Here is an 18,594-nt window from a genome sequence, read left to right as displayed (position 1 = left end):
AGTATAACAAATGAAAAAAGCATCTGTTTATAAAGCAAAGTTTAGCCTTATGATCAGATGCTTTTTATTTATATGTATTTTTATACCGGCGTTTTGTACCGCGCAAACACGGGGCACAGTAAAGGTTTTTAAAGATGCACGTATTGACAGCTTAATTGCGCACCGTAACGGGCTTAAAAGTGTTAAAGGCGGTGGTGGCAAGTTTTCGTCGCAGGGATATCGCATTCAGATATTTAGCGGCGCCAACCGAAAGGAAGCGTATAACATACAGGCGCGGTTTCAGGCAGAATATCCGGGTATACGCACTTATATATCTTACAAAACACCTGATTTTAAACTTCATGTCGGCGACTTCAGGACCCGCCTCGAGGCCGAAAAACAGGTACAGGATATGAAATACCGGTACACAGGCCTTTACATAACGGCGGCAAAAATTAACCCGCCAAAAGCAGAGATACAATGATGAAAGAGAAGATACAACAGATAGCGAAGAGTATTTTTAATGATGTAGTGGCTAATCGCCGCCATTTGCACAGCCATCCTGAATTATCTTTTAGCGAGGTGCAAACCTCTGCTTTTGTTGCAAAACATCTGGATGGATTAGGTTTAACGTATGAGCGTATGGCGGATAATGGCTTAGTAGCACTTTTAAAAGGCGAAAAACCATCTGACCAGGTAATTGCGCTGCGCGCGGATATGGATGCATTACCCATTACTGAAGCCAATGATGTACCCTACAAATCAAAAAATGTGGGTGTTATGCACGCTTGCGGGCATGATGTACACACATCATCGTTATTAGGCGTAGCAACCATATTAACTGAGCTTAAAAGCGAATTTGGTGGTACCATAAAACTTATATTTCAACCGGCTGAAGAAAAATTACCCGGAGGTGCCAGCTTAATGATAAAGGAGGGCGTTCTGGAAAATCCAAAACCATCTGCAGTAATTGGTCAGCATGTAATGCCTTTGATTGATGCCGGTAAAGTAGGTTTCCGCGCGGGCAAATACATGGCATCTACTGATGAATTGTATGTTACTGTAAAAGGTAAAGGCGGCCACGGCGCGCAGCCGCAGCAAAATATTGACCCGGTAATTATTACAGCGCAGATGTTAACCGCGTTGCAGCAGATAGTTAGCCGTTTTTCTGATCCTAAAAGCCCATGCGTGTTATCATTCGGTAAAGTAATTGCCAACGGTGCCACTAACGTTATCCCTAATGAGGTTTACCTGGAAGGTACCTTCCGTACAATGGATGAAGACTGGCGTAAAGAGGCGCATATTAAAATGAAAAAAATGGCCGAAGGTTTGGTAGAAAGCATGGGCGGTACTGTTTATTTTAACATAGTTAAAGGTTATCCCTATCTCATAAACGAACCTGTGTTGACCAATAACGTGCGTGGCTTTGCCGAAGATTATTTGGGTAAAGAGAACGTACTTGACCTTGATATATGGATGGCTGCCGAGGATTTTGCCTATTACTCGCAAGTGGCCGATTCCTGCTTTTATCGCCTGGGTACCCGTAACGAAAGCAGGGGAATTACTTCATCTGTACACACACCAACTTTTGATATAGAAGAAACTGCCTTAGAAACCAGCGTTGGCCTTATGGCGTACCTTGCCGTAAAACAGTTGGGTAATTAGTATGAAGTCCTTATACTATGGACCACGGACTATGGTCTGTATAAAGCTGCTTTTAGCTTTAGTCTTTTTGCTTTCAGCTTCCGACAGCTCAAAAGCTCAGCGTTATAACCCCGATACTACGCTTACTATTGTTATAGACACGGCGGTAGTCAACATCAGGGCGCATAAACTTACAGAACAGGATTTTATCGATGCTGTAGTAGCCGATACCGGTTTTTACAAAGCGTTCCGCGATATGAAACGATATAGTTTTGTGGCCGAAAATCACCTTTATACTTACGATAAAAAGAATAAAATTGAAGGTGAGATCTACCGCAAGGTGCGCCGCACCATGACCGGCAATAAATCAAAAGTAGAATACCTTGTAAAACAGGATAAGGGTAAGTTGTATAAAAAGAACGGTAAATATGATCTGTACACCTTAGAGATGTTTGACTATATTTTTGATAACGCGTATAAGTCTGATTTTACCAGCGGCGAACGATTGCCTTCTACCGACGGCAAAAATGGTTCTTATAAAGACAAGCTGAAAATGCTCATCTTTCAGCCGGGGCGTAAAATAAGCGGGATACCTTTTTTGAGTAAAAAGACGGAGATCTTTGGTAAGGATATGCGCCAATTCTATTTTTATCAGTTTGCACGCGGTACCTATTTAGATTCCATCCCTGTTTATCGTTTTAAAGTGATCCGTAAGCCCAGTATTGCGGATGGTGACGTGATGATAAACGAGCTTACCACCATATTTGATGTGCGCGATTTTAAAATATTGGGTCGTTACGTGGATATGAAATACAGCAACCTGCTGTTTGATTTTGATGTGAAGATGAATATTGAGCTTGTCCCCTTTCGCGATAAGCTGCTGCCGGCTAAGATCAGCTACCAGGGCAACTGGGACGTGCCTTTACACAAAGAAGAGCGGGCCAGTTTTTTGATAACGCAGAAAGAGTACCATTAAACGGGAGATTGAGGCGGCTATGCTTGCTAAAATTTACCACATTTCTTGTCCCGTTTTTGTCCCAAAAAAGTGTAAATTTTTCACATTTTACAACATACTGAATTACAATAATTTACCTACATTTTACAGCTAAATTTCCTGACGAATAAGTTGTCTCAACTTGTCCCAACGAAAAACATCAAAATGTTAACTTACAGCCACTTAAAGTAAAATTCTGTCCCACTTGTCCCATTTTGTCTCACATCCGCGTGGGACAATAAGCTATTGCAATTGACTCGATAAAGTTTACGTTTTCGCATGTTTTCTTTCTTTTTCCAAAAACACTATCTTGGTATTATGGAAAAATACGATCCGCGCATAGATGCTTACATTGAAAAAGCAGCCGACTTTGCCAAACCTATCCTGTTGCATATCCGTCAACTGGTGCATGGTGCCGCCCCGCAGATAACAGAAACCGTAAAATGGGGCATGCCCTTTTTTGATTATAAGGGCCCGGTTTGCCAAATGGCCTCGTTTAAACAACATGCAGCGTTTGGCTTTTGGAAAGCTTCGGCATTAAATGACCCCAAGGGTATAATCAATGCCGGCGAGCAAGCTGCCGCAGGCAGCTTTGGCCGTATTACTTCGCTTGCAGAACTGCCTTCTGATGAGGTTTTAGTAGATTTTATCACCCAAGCCGTAGCGCTAAACGAAAACGGCGTTAAGGGCAATCTAAAGACTACCACAGCTAAACCAAAGGCCGAAATACCCATGCCCGATTACTTTGCGCAAGTGTTGGCAAACGAACCCAAAGCACTGGCCGCCTTTGAAAATTTTAGCGCCTCCCACAAAAGAGAATACCTTGAATGGATAACCGAAGCCAAAACAGAAGCCACCCGCGAAAAACGCATGTTGACCGCCATTGAATGGCTTACCGAAGGAAAATCAAGACATTGGAAGTATAAGTAGACAGCCCCTCTAAATCTCCCCCGGAAGGGGAGACTTTATTTCCGGGTTTTAAAAGCCCTCCCTTCCGGAGAGGGTTGGGTGGGGCTTATTCAATATAACTCTCTAATATCTTAAACCCTGAAGTAGTTGCTATTTCTATTTTATCAATAGTTTTCGGCAGCAATATACACTCGCCCATTTTAACAGGGTAAGCCTCGCCGTTGTGTTTAATGGTATAAGCCCCCTCTACGCAAACGTGTATTACAAACGAATCAAGTCCGCTGTAATCTTTATTAGTGTTCTCTGTAAAATCTAAGATATTAGTAGTAAAATACGGGCAGGTAACTAAATGCACCGTCTCGTTTTTTTCAGGCTGGTATTTTGTTTTATACTCCGGATATAACTTGTAGTCGATTGCAGCTAAAGCCTCCTCAACATGCAACTCGCGCTTGTTGCCTTTATCGTCAACACGGTCAAAATCATAAATGCGATAGGTGATATCAGATGTCTGTTGTATCTCGGCTATCAGCAAGCCCTTACCAATGGTATGTACACGGCCTGCAGGTAAAAAGAAAACATCGCCAGCACTTACATCCTCCTTGTTCAGCACATCCATTAAATGGCCGCTGTTAAAAACTTCCAGATATTTCTCCTGCGTCAGCTCCTGGTTAAATCCGGCAATTAGCGTAGAACCCGGGTCCGCTTCAATAACATACCACATCTCTGTTTTCCCGAACGAGTTATGGCGCTCTTTAGCCAACTTATCATCAGGGTGTACCTGTATCGAAAGATCCTCGTTAGCATCAATAAACTTTACCAGCAGCGGAAATATATTGCCAAAATGATCATACACCTTCTTCCCTACCAGTTCGGCACCATATTGCTCTAACAGGTCAGGCAGCGACTCTCCGTCCAGCGCGCCGCCATCTACCACAGATACATCACTTTTCACACCCGATATTTCCCAGGTTTCGCCACAGTTGGGCAGGTTACCAAAATCCTTATGCAGATAATTTTTTATCTTTTGGCCGCCCCAGATCTTGTCTTTGTAAATGGTTTTAAATTTTAAAGGATATAATGCTTCAGACATGCTATTCAATTTTTGTGTTAAGTTATCAGTAAATCACCAAAAGCAAAACGGTTAATTGATTTATTAGTTTTGAGTTTATAAATACTTAAGCTAAACTATAAATATTAAACTAATGGAAATTGACTATCACTTGTGCTTACGATGGCTTGAATTGAACTCATTTCGACATTGGCACCAATTTCCTTAATTTGAGCATAAATACACCAAACTTTTTGCATACTATTTGTTTATAACAAACAGGTATTACTTAATCCTTATAAATAGCCACAAAATTGGGACGATTTGGACGTATAGCTTTAAAAACCATTCTTTGGATAATTGCAAGTGTCGTTATTTTGATATTGCTTGTAGTTGTTTTAATACAGGTTCCCGCCGTACAAAACTTTGTAAAAAACAAAGCGGTAACTTTTCTTGAAAATAAAATTCACACCAAAGTAGAGATAGGGCACATTAGCCTTGGGCTTCCTAAATTATTGGTATTAGAAGATGTTTACTTCGAAGATCAAAAAAAAGACACCCTTATAGCGGGCGATAAACTTAAGGTTGACATTAGCATGCTTAAGCTGCTAAACAACCAGGTTGAGATAAACGAGATCAATCTGGAAGGCATCACCACCAAAATATACCGGGGTAGGGACAGCGTTTTTAATTTCGACTACATTATTAAAGCCTTTGCCGGCGAGCAAAAGAAGGAGCCTAAGCCGGAAGACACAACCTCTACCATGAAATTTTCTGTTGATAAGGTGATATTAGATCGTATCAATGTATCATACAAGGATCTTACTACAGGTAACGATGTGAAATTTATTCTGGGCCATTTTGATACGCGTGTAAAAGAGTTCGACCTGGATAAAATGAAGTTCAGTGTACCGCGCATTAACCTTACCAACGTAAACGCTACAATAATACAAACGCCTGCAGGGTCAACCATAGGGCAAGTTGCAAAAGTTGATACTGCTGTAACGCCGCTAAATCTTGATCTGAGTTTAGGGATAATTGATCTGAAAAAGATAAAAGTAGACTACCGTGGTGCCGAAATGGATGCCAGCGTTGATCTGGGGCAGTTTTTGGTTGAGATGGATAAGATCGACCTGAAAAACCAAAACGTTGTAGTTAAAAATATCGAACTGAATACCTCAAGCGCGGCATTGCGTTTTGCCAAACCTAAAACCGTAACAAAAGCTGTAGAGCAGGTGGTTAAAAAGCTGGATACACTTGCATCCAACCCCAACAAATCGGCATGGCGTGCATCTTTGGGTAAAATTAGTTTGGTTGATAATGATATTAAATTTGATAACGATGCACAGGCCCCACTGCGAAAGGGCGTTGATTTCGCACACATGCACCTGCGCAATCTGAACGTTAATTTAACCGATCTGGCTTACAGTCCGGATACGATAGCAGGTAAGGTTAACCACGTGACTTTTAATGAGCAAAGCGGATTGATAGTTAAAAACTTCCATACCGCATTTTTATATGGCCCCAAGAGCGGTTATATGAATGATCTGCTTTTTGAAACCCCGCAAACGGTTATACAAAAACAGGTGCAGGTTACTTATCCATCTATCGAAGCCATCACCAAAAATATTGGTCAGCTGTACATTAATGCCAACCTGAACGGCAGCAAGCTGGCCCTGCGCGATGTTTTATTGCTGATGCCGACCATGCGTACCATGGAACCCTTCAAGAGTTCGCCAAACGCGGTTATACGGATTGACGGGCGAATGGCAGGCCGGGTTGATAATCTTAATATTCCGCAACTGGAGATACGCGGATTGGGTAATACATATATAAAAGCATCAGCAAGGCTTAAGGGTTTACCCAATATGAACAAGGCTTACTTTGATGTAAACATAGCCGATTTTAGAACCACAAGTAGTGATATTGCTAAACTCGTTCCTGCTGGTACCATACCATCCAATGTAAGTATTCCCGCTGCCATGAATCTGAAAGGAACTTTTAAGGGCAGCATGAATAGTTTCAACACTAAACTAAACTTGCGCTCAAGTTATGGGGCGGTTGATCTGGTGGGATCACTTAAAAACGGCAACAGCAAGAAAAATGCAACTTACGCTGCCGATATTAAAGCCAATCAGCTCAACATTGGGGCGCTTACCAAACAAACCCAAACCGTAGGCATGGTTACCATGACGGCAAAAGTTAAAGGCCGCGGTCTCGATCCAAAAACCGCCAGTATTGATCTTGATGGAAATGTGGCATCAGCATATGTTAAGGGCTACACTTACAAAAACCTCAATTTAAAAGCCACCGGCACCAACGGTAGTTATACCGCCAAAGCAACCATGCGCGATCCGAACATATCATTCGCGCTGGATGCCAAAGCTAACATGAGCAAAAAATATCCTGCTGTTAGCGGCACATTCCTGATTGATAGCCTTGATTTGCAAAAGCTGGGCTTTACAAAAGATGTAATGCGCATCCACGGTAAAATAATAGCAGACGTGCCAACTGCCGATCCGGATTATCTGAATGCCACTATAAAAGCAACTGACCTGTTGGTAGTGAACAAGGACCAGCGTATCAGGATGGATACCATCACCCTGGTATCTACCGCCACTGCAGACAGCAGCACGCTCGCGCTTAAATCGTCTATAGTATCAATCAACATGAGCGGCAAATATCAGCTTACGCAAATAGGCACTGCTGTGCAGGATGTGATCAACAAATATTTTGATACCGGTTTGGCAACTACCGGCACACCAACTGTTATTGCCGCTAAGCCGGGGTACCAACCGCAACAGGCCAGGTTTAGCATACGTGTGGTAAAAACACCGTTGCTTGAGCAGTTTGCACCGGACCTAAAGCAGCTTGACCCGATTAATATCACCGGTAGATTTAATAGCGCTACCGGCGAATTAGTAGTTAATGGTAACATACCTAAAGTTGTGTACGGCAGTAATGTTATTAATAACACTAAACTTAATATTAATACAGCCAACAATGCCCTTAATTACAGTCTAACCGCCGATGAAATAAAAGCGTCATCATCAATTGATCTTTTGAATACCAGTGTTACGGGTTTAGCGCAAAACAATAAATTAAATGTTAGTTTGCAGGTGCGGGATATTAATAAAAAAGAGCGCTACCGCATAGCCGGGGCTTTAAATGTATTACCCAACCAGTACCAGTTTAGTTTTGCTCAGAACGGATTGCTGCTTAATTATGTAGCCTGGGCCGTAAATGCCGATAATGCGTTGCTGTTTGGGAACAACGGCATAAATGCCCGCAATTTAAACCTTACCAATGCAGATCAGGTATTGAGCGTTAACAGCAGTTCGGTTGAAATGAATTCGCCCATTACGGTTAATTTCCGCAACTTTCATATCGAAACCCTTACTACCATCGCCCAGCAAGATTCGTTACAGGTTGGCGGCGTTATAAACGGCGAGGCACGGGTAGCAAATTTTCAATCAACGCCAGAGTTTACAGCGGCACTAAACATTGCCGATTTTAGTTTTAAAGGCGATACAGTTGGCAACATAGCAATTAAAGCCAATAACCAAACCGCCAACGCTATAGCCACAAACGTAAGCATTACAGGTAAAGGCAACCAGGTTGATCTGAATGGTCTCTACTACACCGAGCCATCAGGCAAATTGGAGATGACCCTCAATATAGTTAAGCTCAATGTAAAGAGTGTTGAGGGTTTTAGCTTTGGTGCTATACGCAATGCCAAAGGCGATATAACCGGCACATTACGAATAACGGGGACTACTGCAGCACCTGCCATACGCGGCGACGTTAATTTTAATAATGTTGGTTTTAATGTGGCCATGCTTAACTCCTATTTTACCATGCCGCGCGAAAGTATAACTTTTAACGAGGAGGGTATAGTATTTAATGAATTTACGCTGGTAGATTCAACTAATAATAAGGCGGTAATTAGCGGAAAACTTTTCACTAAAACGTATACCGATTTCCGCTTCGGCCTGGATATCACTTCAAGAAATTTTAGGGTGATGAACTCTACACGCGCCGATAACAAGCTTTATTACGGCAAGCTTTATTTAGATAGCGATATCCGGATTCGCGGCACGCAATCTTTGCCGGTAGTTGATGCCCGGCTTACCGTAAATGAAAAAACAGACCTTACCGTTGTGCTGCCAACAAATGATCCGGGGGTAGAGGACAGGGAAGGCGTAGTTGAGTTTTTTGACGAGAGTTCGGAAAATCTGGATTCTATTTTGATAGCGCGTCAACTGGATTCGCTTAAACAATCTGAGCTTACAGGCATGGATGTTACTGCTACAATCATCATTAAAAAAGAAGCAAACTTTAACATAGTTATTGATGAGCGCAACGGCGATGTTGTTCATCTGCGTGGTTCAGCTAATCTTAACGGTGGTATAGATAAAAGCGGAAAAATAAGTCTTACGGGCACTTACGAAGTGGAACAGGGATCATACGCGTTATCTTATGCAACGGTAAAACGCACATTCACTTTCAAAAAAGGCAGTACCATTACGTGGACGGGAGACCCAACCAGCGCCAACATTGATCTGACAGCCGTTTACGTAGCCAACGTACCTCCTATTGATTTGGTGGCCGATCAGTTAGGAGGCTCAGAGAACCAGGTACAGTATAAACAGAAGCTTCCATTTAATGTGAACCTTAGTTTAAAGAACGAATTGATGAAGCCTGATATCAGTTTTGATATAGTATTGCCCGATAGTACTTACACAGTTTCTCCAACAGTGGTTACTACGGTTAATTCCCGGCTTAGTCAGATCAGGCAGGATCCAAATGAGCTGAATAAACAGGTATTGGGCGTGCTGGTGCTTGGCCACTTTATTGGCGATAATCCGCTTGCGAGCCAGGGAGGTAGCACTACTGTTAGTAGTGTGGTACGCAATAGCGTAAGCGGCCTTTTATCTGACCAGTTGAATAAACTGGCCGGCGACCTTATACAAGGTGTCGCCCTTGATTTCGGCCTCACCTCGGGCGAAGACTACGCATCAGGCACAGCCACTAACCGAACGGACCTGAATGTAGGGCTGTCCAAACGTTTCCTTGACGACAGGCTGACGGTTTCGGTAGGCAATAACTTTAACCTGGAGGGTGCGCAGCAAGGCGAAAAAACTACCAACATCGCCGGAAACCTTTCGGTAAATTACAAGTTAAGTAAGGATGGCCGGTACACGTTACGCGCATACCGCCGCGAGCAATATGTAGTGATACAGGGCCAGATAATTGAGACCGGCGTTGGCTTTACCCTTACTGTAGATTATAATAAATTTTCGCGGATTTTTAGAAGAAGCAGGGAAGATAGAGAAGCGCAAAAACGATATAAAGAACAGGAAAAACGTAAGGACGAAGAGAAAGAGCGTAAAGAGGATATACAAAATAAAAAGGCCGAGTCGCAACCTATAAAAATGGATTCGGTGAAAGTGAATTAATACCGCATGCAGGCCGTAAGGCGTAAAAGGATGGTTTGATCTATGATAAAAAAATTAAGATACTTTTTAATTTTCGCGCTGGCACTGCACGCCTGCAGCAATACCAAGTATTTGCCCAAAAACGAAAAATTGTATACCGGGGCCAAAGTGGATATTGTTGCAGATAGTAATACAACCAAAAACGAACGCACAGTGCTAACCGATAATCTTAAATCTTTGCTCAGGCCAAAACCCAACGCATCAATATTTGGTTTGCGCGTTAAATTGTGGATCTATAATAAAACCCGTACCAACAAAGTATCAGGAATAAAGCACTGGCTAAATACCAAATTTGGCGAGCCGCCGGTACTGGTTAGTCAGGTTGATTTGGAAAAGAACAGCAGCATTTTACAAAGCCGGTTACAGAATGTAAGTTACTTCCAGGCAACTGTTAATGGCGATACAGTAAGCAAAGGGCAATCCGCTAAAGCTATTTACAAAGTGCAACCAGGGCCGGGATATAAGATCAGAAAAGTAACATTTCCGCTGGAAGGCGCCATATTAGATACCGCGGTAGCCTCCACTGCCGATGAGACCCTGCTTAAACCCGGCGAAAAATACAACCTGGATGTAATAAAAACAGAGTTCCTGCGTATTGATGCGAGGCTTAAAGAAAAAGGGTTCTTTTACTTTAAGGCTGAAGACCTGAAAACACGCGTTGACAGCTCCCGAAAAAACCATCAGGTTGATATGTTTGTGATAGTAAAACCTACAACTCCCGATAGGGATCGCCGTGTTTATACCATCAACAATTTATATGTCTATCCCAGCTATTCGCTTCGCGATACATCTCTCAAACTGAACAAAGCTGAAAAATACCGTTGGTATTACGTAATAGATACGGCCAAAACAGTTGTACCTTATGCATTTAAAAATACTGTGCTGATGCAGCCCGGCGAAGTTTATAATCGCACCGAGCACACTAACAGCCTCAACCGTTTTATTAACCTTGGGCCGTTCAGGTCTGTAAAAAACAGGTTTGAGGATGTCTCGGCTGATTCGTCTAAACTGGATGTATTTTACTTTTTAACTAAATACCCTAAGAAATCACTCCAGCTTGATGTACTTGGGCGCACTACATCTGCCAATTATACAGGTACACAGGTAAGCGTAAACTGGAAAAACCGTAACGCCTTTAAAGGTGCCGAAACACTTACCCTAACCGCCTTTGGTAGCTCGGATGTGCAGTTTTCAGGGCAGAACAGCGGATATAACGTTTACCAATTAGGTGGTACCGCTACCCTATCATGGCCGCGCTTTATAAGCCCTAAAGATCCAAAGAACGATAATGCTTATATACCGCGTACCAATCTAACTTTGGGCTACACCTTGGTTAACCGCACCAACCTGTATACATTAAGTTCTTTTAACGGCGCATTTGGGTACTCATGGAAATCAGATGCTCACCGCCAGCATGATCTTAACCTTACCAACATCAACTACGTACGCCCAGAAAATGTAACAAAACAATATCGCGATAGCATAAATAAAACAGGTAACCCTACCCTGGGCCATGTTATAGACCCGCAGCTTACGTTTGGCCCCAGCTATAGTTATACCTATACTAATACCATGGAGACTAACCGCACTAATACATGGTATTTTAATACTAAGATCAGCTTGTCGGCTAATTTGCTGGGTTTAATAACCGGTGCAGATACCCTGGCCGGTAAGGTTAGCACCATTTTTGGCACCCCCTTTAACCAGTATGTAAAACTGGAGAACGAACTACGCTTCTACCATAAAACGGGCCCCAAAGGCTCTATAGCAGCCCGGTTTATAGCTAGCGCCGGTTTGCCCTACGGCAACTCCACTATAATGCCTTACAGCCAGCAGTTTTTTATTGCCGGTACCAATAGTCTGCGTGGCTTTAGGGCGCGCTCCTTTGGGCCGGGTACGTATTATTACGACGAGGCGCAGCGCTCAAAATCCGGTTTTTTGCCTGATGCATCGGGTGATATTAAGTTAGAGGCGAATGTAGAGTGGCGGCCCAAATTATTCAGCATAGTGCAGGGGGCCGTGTTTGTTGATGCCGGAAATATTTGGAATGTAAGGCCGCATGCCGGTTTGCCGGGTGGAGCATTTGGTAAGACCTTCTTAAAGGAAATAGCGGTAGATGCCGGTGTTGGTTTAAGGTTTGATGCTACCGTTCTGGTGTTGCGTACCGATCTGGGTTTTCCGCTGCGCAAGCCCTGGTTGCCTGACGGACAACGCTGGGTGATCAACCAGATCGACTTTGGCAACAGCACCTGGCGCAGTCAGAATCTGGTGTTTAACCTTGCTATAGGTTATCCGTTCTAAACTGTTTGTCCCGCGCGGGTGTGAGACAAAGTGAGACAGGGTGGGACAGTTTTTTTTATAAAAAGCTGATAATTAACTGCTTGTTGTTTTCGTTTGGGACAAAGTGAGACTACTTATTCGTCAGGAAAATTAGCTGTAACATTAACATAATAATCTCAAATTCAGTTACTTGCAAATTGAGCTTTTTTTTGTCTCACCAGACAAGAAAACACCTAAATTGCTAATAACATCGATAAGTTCAGCCTGTTTCCGCCACAGGCAAAGAGAGGGTTGACCAGCGTAGCGTTGCCGGGTTGGTCAATAGGCGAACGATGATCTACGTCTTGTAAAATAATGGGCTATAACGCTCAAGAGGGAAAAACACACCGTCTAAAGCTTTCTTTCACTTTTTCGAAAATCGTGATAAAAATTCTCTCTACCGGAAGAGTTTAAAAGGGTTAAACAACAAACAGGCCCCCCGAAACCGGAGAGCCTGTTACCTCATTTTATACTAATCAATAATTATTGGCCTACCATAAAGCTGTTGGTGAATGAACCACCATCAGGATAGAATCCGCTTATAACAACATTACCATTTCTAAGATTGGTTATAGCCTTATCAATATCTTGCGTACTGTTAATAGGCTGCTGGTTAATTTTAGTAACAATAGAGCCTACAGGTACTTCAAACTCATCAAATACACCACCACGGCGCACCTGTGTTACTGTAACGCCACCGTTTACTTTAAATTTAGCTCTTTGCTCTGCAGATAGCGGCGTAAAGCTTGCACCTAACTTATTATAAAGTTCGGTTGCGGTTTTTGAAACCTCGGTCTTTTTAGCTACCGGCGCTTCGCCTTTAAGCGTTACAACAAAGTCTTTGGCGGCACCGTCGCGTAATACGGTAAGTTTTATCTTATCGCCGGGCGCTAAACGTGCAACTCTTTCCTGAAGATCAGATGATTCGTAAACAGTGTTACCTTCAACTTTGCTGATAATATCGCCTTGTTTAAGGCCGGCTGCTTCGCCACCACTTCCGGGCAGAACTTCCTGTACATATAAACCTACGGTTTTGCTGGCCTTAAGCGATTCTGCATTGTCTGCGGTAAGCTCAGTAAACTGAACGCCTACGTAACCACGTTTAACAGCACCGAATTTTTGGATATCACCTAAAATCTTTTTAGCCATGTTAACTGGGATGGCAAAGCCATAACCTTCGTATGAACCTGTGTGCGAAGCGATTGCAGAGTTAATGCCTATCAGTTCGCCTTTTGTATTAACTAAGGCACCACCGCTATTACCCGGGTTAATGGCCGCGTCAGTCTGAATGAACGACTCGATACCCCGTTTAACTTTAGCCTGGCTCTGACCTTGCATACGCATACCAAACGGATTACCACCACCCATATCATCATCGTCATCATCACCCTGTTGGTCTAATATACCAATACCGCGGCCCTTAGCACTCACTATACCGGCAGTAACGGTTGATGTTAAGTTAAATGGGTTACCAACTGCCAACACCCACTCGCCTACCCTAACATCGTCAGAGTTACCAAATTTAACAACCGGAAGGTTGGTGCCTTCAATCTTTATCAGGGCCAGATCAGTATTCGGGTCGGTACCGATAACTTTTGCTGTAAACACACGGTGATCATTCAGGGTGATATCAATTTTATCTGCCTTAGCTACAACGTGGTTGTTGGTAACGATATAACCGTCAGGCGAGATAATAACACCCGAGCCTGAAGCCTGGCGTGGCTTACTTTGGCGCGGCTGCCCACCACGCTGACCAAACATATCTCCAAACATGCGGTCCATCATGTCCTGCTGAGAACCGCCGCGGCTATCCGTGCTGGCAGCATACGTGGTGCGGATGTAAACCACCGCAGGTGTTGCCGCCGCCGCAGCCTGTGTAAAATCTGTTTCGCCTGCAGATGATGTGATACCCGCAAACGCTTTATTGTTTGCAAAATATACATTTTGCTTTTCCTCTAAACTCATGTTATCGGCATACTTACTTTCAAACACTTTATAAGTGCCCAGCGCCATTGCACCGCCAACAAACGCGGTCAATAATGTTAAACCTATCTTTTTCATATTATTTACTCTCTTTATATTTTTTAGCTTTGCTTAAATTTTACTTCAAATTTAATACCATATAGACGGCAAATGCAACAATAAGTTATAGTAACTTTTGTTAAAAAATGTTAAAATTTAATCTGACATTTTAAATACTTGTTTACACGCCGCCATTACTAACTTTACTATTGTGAAAATACAGTTTTATAAATACCAGGGTGCAGGAAACGATTTTATTTTGGTTGACAACCGCGATAAACGGATAAACCATGCTGATCCTCAGTTAATTTCGCATTTATGCGACAGGCGTTTTGGCATTGGTGGTGACGGCATGATGTTTTTGCAGAATATTGAAGGCTACGATTTTGAGATGGTTTATTACAATGCCGATGGCCGGCCAAGCAGCATGTGCGGCAACGGCGGGCGCTGTATTGTGGCCTTTGCAAAATTTTTAGGGGTGATTGACACGGAAACCGATTTTTTGGCAGTAGATGGCCCGCACCATGCCAAAATTTCAGCGGGCGGCGATTGGGTGAGCCTGCAAATGATTGATGTTGATACTGTTAATCGCGATGGTGACGCTTATGTATTGAACACCGGCTCGCCACATTATGTAACGCTGGCTGATGGTTTGAAAGATAAAGATGTTTATACCGATGGTTACGCCATACGCAATAACGAAACATATAAAGCTAAGGGCATTAATGTAAATTTTGTTGAACCCACAGGCAAGGGCTACTTTGTGCGCACCTTTGAGCGCGGCGTTGAAGACGAAACCTACGCTTGCGGTACCGGAGTTACCGCGGTTGCATTAGCCATGGCACAGCACAACAACCAAACCGGCACCATTGAAACACCTGTTAAAGTATTGGGCGGCGATCTGAACATCCGCTTTGATTATGATGGTAAAGCATTTACTGATATCTTTTTAGAAGGGCCTGCTAAGTTGGTTTTTGAGGGGGAAGTGGAAATTGAGGTAAAAGGCGAAAGGTAAAAGGCAAAAGGTTACATTATTGCTGTTAATTACCCAAACTACCTTTTACCTTTCAGCTTTTACCTTTTACCTTACTATTAACAATTATTTAACTCAAATCACTTTTAAATCCCCCAAATTCTAAGTACGTTTGAATTTTTTGTTGATGTAGCTTCTAAATATTTTTTGTTGGAAGCCTATGTTACGTGTTGATAGTTCAAAACCTTGTCAGATTATTTATGCCATTGCAAAGCATGAATACTTAGGCTATGTTATTGAACCACACATTGTTCAACTTAATCCCAACGGCGAATTCTCTTTAACCCACCAGCGTTTATTCTCCAACACAGCAACAGAATTTAGTCATTGCCTGGCTGATACAGACCTGAAGCTGATCAAACTGCTGGAAGAAATAGAGCAGGGCAGCGTTATAAAGCGCTACTATAAAAAACTGATTCGCCCATCTGAATTTTTTGCTAAAGTATTTACCGAACAGCTTTTTGAGACCATAAGGCCCAAAATAGAAAAACGCCTTGCCGAAGCCTTTAACCTGATGAATGGTAAAGAAATTTACCTGATGAGTAAAGAAGGCTACCCCGCCGAACGCAAGCTGCAGATTGCGGAAGAACCGGCCTCGGTATTGTTCCATTTTAGGCGCAACGAAGAAGAGATACGCTACTTCCCTACTATTAAATACAAGGGCATGCGCATTGAATTCATGTTCAAAAATGCCGAGATCATCTGCAATCAGCCTGCATGGATGCTGATGGACGATACCCTTTATTATTTTGATAAAGAGATAGAGGGGAAAAAACTGCAGCCGTTTTTAAATAAACGTTATATAGCTATACCCAGATCTTCAGAGCAATCGTATTTTGAAAAGTTTGTGGCCCCACTTATTGAAAAGCACAACGTTTATGCCGAAGGCTTTACCATCAACACCGAAAAGTATGATGCGCGGCCTGTGCTTAAGCCTATTTATATAGAGGGTGGCATATCGCAACTACAACTGTATTTTAAATACGCCGGCTATGTTTTCCCTTACGGCGATGGCAGGCACATTTCCGTACGGATAGAGCGTAAGGAGGATGATTACACTTTTCATCGCATTAAACGGTCGGTAAGCTGGGAAAAGGGCAAATTACAACTATTGGAATCCTTAGGATTAAAAACAGCATCGTCGCTGTTTCAAAATCTGGAGGTGGCATCAGCCAGAGACGATGATGATCAATCCTTTTCTGTATTTGAGTGGCTTAACCAGCACCATCAGCAATTGGTAAACGAAGGTTTTGAAATAGACCAGCCCGAAGGGCAAAAGCGCTACGTATTTGGCTCAAGCAAAATTGATTTGCAGGTGCAGGAAAATAACGACTGGTTTGATATCCACGCGGTAGTGCATTTCGGTCCTTACCAAATTCCGTTTATACAACTGCGCAACCATATTCTTAACCATAAAAAGGAGTTTACGCTGCCATCAGGCGAAATTGCTGTTATACCGGAAAGTTGGTTCTCGCAATACGGTAACCTGCTGCACTTTAGCGAAGGAAAAAGCGAATTAAAATTGCGCCGCCACCACATAGGCTTGGTAAACAGCCTTGCCGAAGGCGAAATGGCCGAAGTAACCATGAGCCGCAAGCTGCAAAAGCTAACAGACTTTGAGCAACTGGATGATGTGCCCTTGCCACAGCATTTTAACGGGCAATTACGGCACTACCAACAGGCAGGTTACAACTGGTTCCATTTTTTAAAGAACTACCATTTTGGTGGCTGCCTGGCTGATGATATGGGCCTGGGCAAAACCATACAAACCCTGGCCCTGCTGCAAAAACACAAGGAAGATGCTGAAACCCAAAGTGCGGCGGAAGCTCGAGGGAGTAGTAAAAGCGCATCTCTGATAATAATGCCTACCTCCCTTATTTACAATTGGCTTAACGAAGCAAAAAAATTCGCGCCGCAGTTGCGTATTATGGTGCATACGGGCACGTTTCGCTATAAATCGGCAGAGGTGTTTGCTAATTACGATGTGGTAATAACCACTTATGGCATTACCCGTATAGACATAGACTTGCTTAAAGAATATTTCTTCGACTACATTATATTAGACGAAAGCCAGAATATTAAAAACGCATCGTCCAAATCCTTTCAGGCAGTCAAATTGTTAAAATCGCGGTATAAACTGATATTGAGCGGTACGCCTGTTGAAAATTCGGTTAATGATCTGTGGACGCAGATGTCGTTCATCAACCCGGGATTATTGGGTTCGCAACAGTATTTTCAGAATGAGTTTGTAACGGCTATTGAAAAGAAAAAAGACGAGGACAAGGCCCGCAAACTACAAACGCTGATAAAGCCTTTTGTTATGCGCCGCACTAAGGAGCAGGTTGCAACAGAGCTACCACCCAAAACAGAAAACTTGTTCTACTGCCAGATGAGCGATGAACAGTCGTCGGTTTATGAGCAGGTAAAATCAGAATATCGCAACGAGTTGCTTAAAAGCTTGGAAGATGGCACCTTCGCCAAAACGCAGATACAGGTATTACAGGGTTTAACCAAGCTGCGCCAGATAGCCAACCATCCGTCAATGATTGACCAGGATTACGAAGGCGACTCGGGCAAGTTTGAGAACGTAACGCATACGCTTTCAACAGTGCTTAATGGTGGGCACAAGGTTTTGATCTTCTCGCAGTTTGTTAAGCAGCTTAACATATACCGCAATTACATGGAGGAACAAAAAATTGCTTACGTGTATCTGGATGGCGCTACGCAAAACCGGGGCGATGTGGTAAAACAATTTCAGGAAGATAAAAACACCCGTGTTTTTCTAATCTCTATAAAAGCGGGGGGTGTTGGCCTTAACTTAACCGAAGCTGATTACGTGTTTATTCTTGACCCATGGTGGAACCCGGCAGTGGAACAACAAGCCATTGACCGCACGCACCGCATTGGCCAAACCAAAAACGTGTTTATCTATAAGTTCATCACCAAAGATACCGTTGAGGAAAAGATACTGGCCTTGCAACAGCGCAAACTAAGTGTAGCCCGCGCGCTGATCACCACAGAGGATAGTTTTATTAAATCGCTTACGGCGGAAGATATTAAGGAGATATTGGGGTAAAAACTCAACAACCGCAAAGCGTAACGCCAAACACCATCGCCTCTTTCTTGTTATCTTTATTGAAAAATGTTT

Annotated in this window: 10 protein-coding genes; 8 read left to right on the top strand and 2 right to left on the bottom strand. The window is 43.0% G+C overall.

Annotated features, from left to right (window positions below):
* Positions 1–10 precede the first annotated feature (10 nt).
* The 4 genes from ACFQZS_RS00925 (at position 11) to ACFQZS_RS00910 (ending at position 3,547) form a co-directional block, all read left to right on the top strand.
* Positions 11–463 (top strand): SPOR domain-containing protein, encoded by a 453-nt coding sequence (locus tag ACFQZS_RS00925; RefSeq protein WP_377096292.1) that lies wholly within the window; start codon positions 11–13, stop codon positions 461–463.
* Positions 460–1,644: a M20 metallopeptidase family protein gene (locus ACFQZS_RS00920; RefSeq protein ID WP_377096289.1), complete on the top strand. Its 1,185-nt coding sequence runs from the start codon at positions 460–462 to the stop codon at positions 1,642–1,644. Before ACFQZS_RS00925 ends, ACFQZS_RS00920 begins: the two co-directional genes overlap by 4 nt.
* A gap of 31 nt (positions 1,645–1,675) precedes the next feature.
* Positions 1,676–2,599 carry a hypothetical protein gene (locus tag ACFQZS_RS00915; protein WP_377096287.1) on the top strand — a complete coding sequence of 308 codons (924 nt, stop codon included), beginning with the start codon at positions 1,676–1,678 and terminating at the stop codon, positions 2,597–2,599.
* A gap of 336 nt (positions 2,600–2,935) precedes the next feature.
* Positions 2,936–3,547: a YdeI/OmpD-associated family protein gene (locus ACFQZS_RS00910; protein WP_377096284.1), complete on the top strand. Its 612-nt coding sequence runs from the start codon at positions 2,936–2,938 to the stop codon at positions 3,545–3,547.
* Positions 3,548–3,632: 85 nt separating this feature from the next.
* Here the strand turns inward: ACFQZS_RS00910 and ACFQZS_RS00905 are convergent, their stop codons facing one another.
* Positions 3,633–4,616, bottom strand: a complete 984-nt coding sequence (locus tag ACFQZS_RS00905) for a type I phosphomannose isomerase catalytic subunit (RefSeq protein ID WP_377096281.1) — start codon at positions 4,614–4,616, stop codon at positions 3,633–3,635.
* 272 nt (positions 4,617–4,888) lie between these two features.
* Here ACFQZS_RS00905 and ACFQZS_RS00900 point away from each other — a divergent pair, with 272 nt between their 5' ends.
* Both ACFQZS_RS00900 and tamL read left to right on the top strand, forming a co-directional pair.
* A complete protein-coding gene (locus ACFQZS_RS00900) occupies positions 4,889–10,033 on the top strand; it encodes a translocation/assembly module TamB domain-containing protein (RefSeq protein ID WP_377096278.1) in 5,145 nt (1,714 codons plus the stop codon).
* A gap of 42 nt (positions 10,034–10,075) precedes the next feature.
* Positions 10,076–12,373 carry a translocation and assembly module lipoprotein TamL gene (gene tamL / locus ACFQZS_RS00895; protein WP_377096275.1) on the top strand — a complete coding sequence of 766 codons (2,298 nt, stop codon included), beginning with the start codon at positions 10,076–10,078 and terminating at the stop codon, positions 12,371–12,373.
* 501 nt (positions 12,374–12,874) lie between these two features.
* On the opposite strand, the gene ACFQZS_RS00890 is transcribed toward tamL, so the two are convergent.
* The gene (locus ACFQZS_RS00890; RefSeq protein WP_377096272.1) at positions 12,875–14,452 is read right to left on the bottom strand and encodes a trypsin-like peptidase domain-containing protein; all 1,578 of its coding nucleotides are present in this window, start codon (positions 14,450–14,452) and stop codon (positions 12,875–12,877) included.
* A 172-nt stretch (positions 14,453–14,624) separates the two neighbouring features.
* On the opposite strand from ACFQZS_RS00890, the gene dapF reads away from it, so the two are divergent.
* Positions 14,625–15,428 carry a diaminopimelate epimerase gene (gene dapF / locus ACFQZS_RS00885; protein WP_377096269.1) on the top strand — a complete coding sequence of 268 codons (804 nt, stop codon included), beginning with the start codon at positions 14,625–14,627 and terminating at the stop codon, positions 15,426–15,428.
* A 178-nt stretch (positions 15,429–15,606) separates the two neighbouring features.
* Positions 15,607–18,522 (top strand): DEAD/DEAH box helicase, encoded by a 2,916-nt coding sequence (locus ACFQZS_RS00880; protein WP_377096266.1) that lies wholly within the window; start codon positions 15,607–15,609, stop codon positions 18,520–18,522.
* Positions 18,523–18,594: the final 72 nt, after the last annotated feature.

Origin of the sequence: Mucilaginibacter calamicampi, from assembly GCF_042676765.1 — a bacterium.
GTDB classification, from domain to species: Bacteria; Bacteroidota; Bacteroidia; order Sphingobacteriales; family Sphingobacteriaceae; genus Mucilaginibacter; species Mucilaginibacter calamicampi.
This window is presented reverse-complemented; position numbering and strand designations above follow the sequence as displayed.

Coding starts and splice junctions, on each gene's coding strand:
- ACFQZS_RS00910 (WP_377096284.1), top strand. CDS start 2,936: ATGGAAAAATACGATCCGCGCATAGATGCTTACATTGAAAAAGCAGCC.
- ACFQZS_RS00925 (WP_377096292.1), top strand. CDS start 11: ATGAAAAAAGCATCTGTTTATAAAGCAAAGTTTAGCCTTATGATCAGA.
- ACFQZS_RS00880 (WP_377096266.1), top strand. CDS start 15,607: ATGTTACGTGTTGATAGTTCAAAACCTTGTCAGATTATTTATGCCATT.
- ACFQZS_RS00905 (WP_377096281.1), bottom strand. CDS start 4,616: ATGTCTGAAGCATTATATCCTTTAAAATTTAAAACCATTTACAAAGAC.
- ACFQZS_RS00915 (WP_377096287.1), top strand. CDS start 1,676: ATGGTCTGTATAAAGCTGCTTTTAGCTTTAGTCTTTTTGCTTTCAGCT.
- tamL (WP_377096275.1), top strand. CDS start 10,076: ATGATAAAAAAATTAAGATACTTTTTAATTTTCGCGCTGGCACTGCAC.
- ACFQZS_RS00890 (WP_377096272.1), bottom strand. CDS start 14,452: ATGAAAAAGATAGGTTTAACATTATTGACCGCGTTTGTTGGCGGTGCA.
- ACFQZS_RS00920 (WP_377096289.1), top strand. CDS start 460: ATGATGAAAGAGAAGATACAACAGATAGCGAAGAGTATTTTTAATGAT.